Genomic DNA, 2,812 nt, shown 5'->3' with positions numbered 1-2,812 from the left:
TTTTTCAATCGCTGTACCATTGGTTTTTTCAGATGAATTGAATAACGAGCTAATGTCCGAACCAATTATATATTCGAGGGTAGTATCGAATATCTTCTCAATCTGGTAATTCCCACTCTGAATGATGAAACTACTGTCTGCAGTCAGAATCCCAACAGTATCGGATCCGGTGGAACAATTCTCTCGATTCACAATAGGTATCCCCGAGACACGTCACCTTGAAAACAATTATTCGCATCAACAAATTATTTGTAGTTCACTTGCTATCAGTAACAGTTCATTTCTGAGGTTTACCAGCAATGTTGTTATTATACCGTTAGATATGCAAATTATTAGTATAACGCAGAAACCATACCAATAAATCGACCAACTGTATCTTCTGGTTTTTCAGGTAAATATGTAAATTGATCATCTTTAATACAATTCAAAATGCCGTTAGGATTCTAACAAAAAAAAGAGACCTGATTTATAAGACATTGTTAAAAAAACAGATGGGTTAAGTTATTAACCTGTCGGCCGTTAAATTACTAACGGTAATTTAATCATTTAAACAATTCCGGCATTACAATAAAATTCCACCCAAATTGCAATCCATGGTCAGCAATACTCTTTTTTATTATCCATTCTCTCAGATATGTGTCGTACAACAAAAATGAGAGTTCCCGAAGTACCGTGCTATGTCCTGTACCACAGAAGCCCCATCGTTTGATCGTTAAACTTCTAACATCACCAGACTATCGCCGCGAGAGTTAGTTGTGGCGTACGAATCGGTTTTTATCATTCAATTGTAAGGTGTACTCTATATAGAGCCTGTCCCAAAAAAGGCTATATTTTAGCCAGTAGTTGACAAGTAGGAAGATATGTGGGTTCGGCTGAGAGAGAAGTTGACTATGAACAATCAGATGGATCCATTTTGCCCCGATCCGGACGCACCTCACCCTGTGTGCGGTTATTTTTCTTCGAGAATGATGATGTATGCTCAGGCAGCATGAGCACATGTTTCAGGTGGGCCATCCCGTGTAAGTTTCTCAGCTACAGCCTTACGGGCAAGACTCAGCAGGTTATGTGCGAAAACAGCGAAACTCACTGCAATGTTGCGATGAGCATATCCCTTGCAGTTTAGTGGATTATTCAGAAAGACATTTTTCAGTATTGCTATGCGTCCTTCGGTTTGTGCCCGTCGTTTGTGCAGTTCTTTTATCTTGCCATCAAACTCCGGAACTTCCCCTTTGGGATAGATGCCGTTGAGGATATCTTCTTTCGCAAGTTCTTCAGTATTTCTTTTTCCGGCAAAACCCCGATCCGCAGTAAACGATGTAATCGGACCGAACGCTTCCGTTATTCTTTGGATACTTTGCTGTACAAGAAGGTTATCACCCGGAGGCTGCTGTTTGAAATACAGCCAGTCCACAATCAGCCCGTCACGCTGTTCCGCAAGGTAGAGCCCGTTACCGAACTCGACTTCTGCTCCGGCTTTGCCACGTACGATGACATGCGTGTGCGGCTCATACAAGCTCAGTATTTTATGTTCTGACTTGACGCGACGTCCACCAATAATGCGTTCATGGGCTTGCCTGATGGCTTCAGGTATCTGCTCAACAACCATATCGATCCGCTTAATGATTTGCTGTGATTGCTTCCAGGTCAAATCGGTTGACTGCCAGTTTTCTTCAAGTACGGCACGGTATCTTTTACCATGCTCAAAAACTGTCTGGGTGAGTCGTTTCATTTTCCGCAAAATAGCCTTACGTCTTTTAACGGCATCTCTGGTTCGTCGCGCTGCTGCCATTGCCATGCACAGGGAGTTAATCTTGGTAATGAATGTTTCCGGAGGTGCTATCCGATGCTTTAAACCGTTCCTGCGAACACACTGAATCGCTTTGCACAGAGAGCGAATGGCGTCGCGCAGCAACACCCAATCAGTTGGGATATGGATATTGGCCTTTATACAGGTGGTATCAGCAAAGATCTCATCGAATGCAAGAGGATGCTCCAATCCAAGAATCCCTTTAGCGGAATCTTCACCGGAGGCCACCTTTAAAAGGTCATTTACTGCCACACGAATTTCTTCAGGCTTGAAACGTTTACTGAAGCGCTCAAGAGTACTTTTCGAAGGGATTGTCTCATTACGTATCCCGCCGTAAACACCGTAGCCGGTAAACCATTGAAACAGGAGGCTGTCGGCGAGTCGTGTCGCAAGTTGACGAAAGCTCAAACTGGACAATACACCTAAAAGTGTACACCGAAAGGCTCTACGTGCGGTTTGCAGTTGATATGACGTCGGATCGAAGCACCCTTCCGATTTGAAAGTGCGGTATAAAAAATCGTCTTCAACATTGCTTGAGCTCAGAATATGCTCCATTGCAATGAGATGGTTACGATCCTGGTGGTAGTCTTTTGAGGCTGAAATATCAGGAAGATGGGGACGGAGGGTGAGTTGTTGAACTATATTTGACAAAACGGCTGTGTTCCTTTCTCTTTTTTGTGCTAAAAAAAAGATATAACACACCGTTTTTGGGCGAAAGGGGTAATTTACCCCTTTTTGCCCTTTCGTTAATCAATGTAACCTGTTGATTAATAAAATTATCCTGCCATTGGGACAGACTCTAATTACTCAAAAATATTCAGTTTTATCACGATTCTATTATTATACGAATTTCAACGTAAGATAATTTCCAGCAGGTTTATATAATTCATTGTCCTTAATCGAAGTTGTATTTCAGGGTGACTTATTGTTCTTTGATTTCGTTATTGCGGTGTCCCAGTACGGCTGTCCCTCAAACCTTTGTACCAGGAAATCTACGAAAGCCCT

General features: G+C 42.4%; 2 protein-coding genes and 1 pseudogene. All 3 read right to left on the bottom strand.

What is annotated here, in order from left to right; genetic code table 11:
• A partial coding sequence (locus tag AC37HE_RS07845) for a hypothetical protein (protein ID WP_500782257.1) occupies positions 1–192 on the bottom strand: 192 nt, incomplete at its 3' end.
• 787 nt (positions 193–979) lie between these two features.
• Positions 980–2,059, bottom strand: coding sequence for a hypothetical protein (locus AC37HE_RS07840; protein WP_500782258.1), 1,080 nt, complete (start codon positions 2,057–2,059; stop codon positions 980–982).
• A gap of 33 nt (positions 2,060–2,092) precedes the next feature.
• Positions 2,093–2,362: pseudogene (locus AC37HE_RS07835) on the bottom strand (transposase family protein); the annotation flags it as partial.
• Positions 2,363–2,812: the final 450 nt, after the last annotated feature.

Source organism: Mangrovibacterium sp. (genome assembly GCF_059905295.1).
The sequence above is the reverse complement of the archived record's forward strand: the minus strand, read 5'-3'. Positions and strand labels throughout refer to the sequence as shown.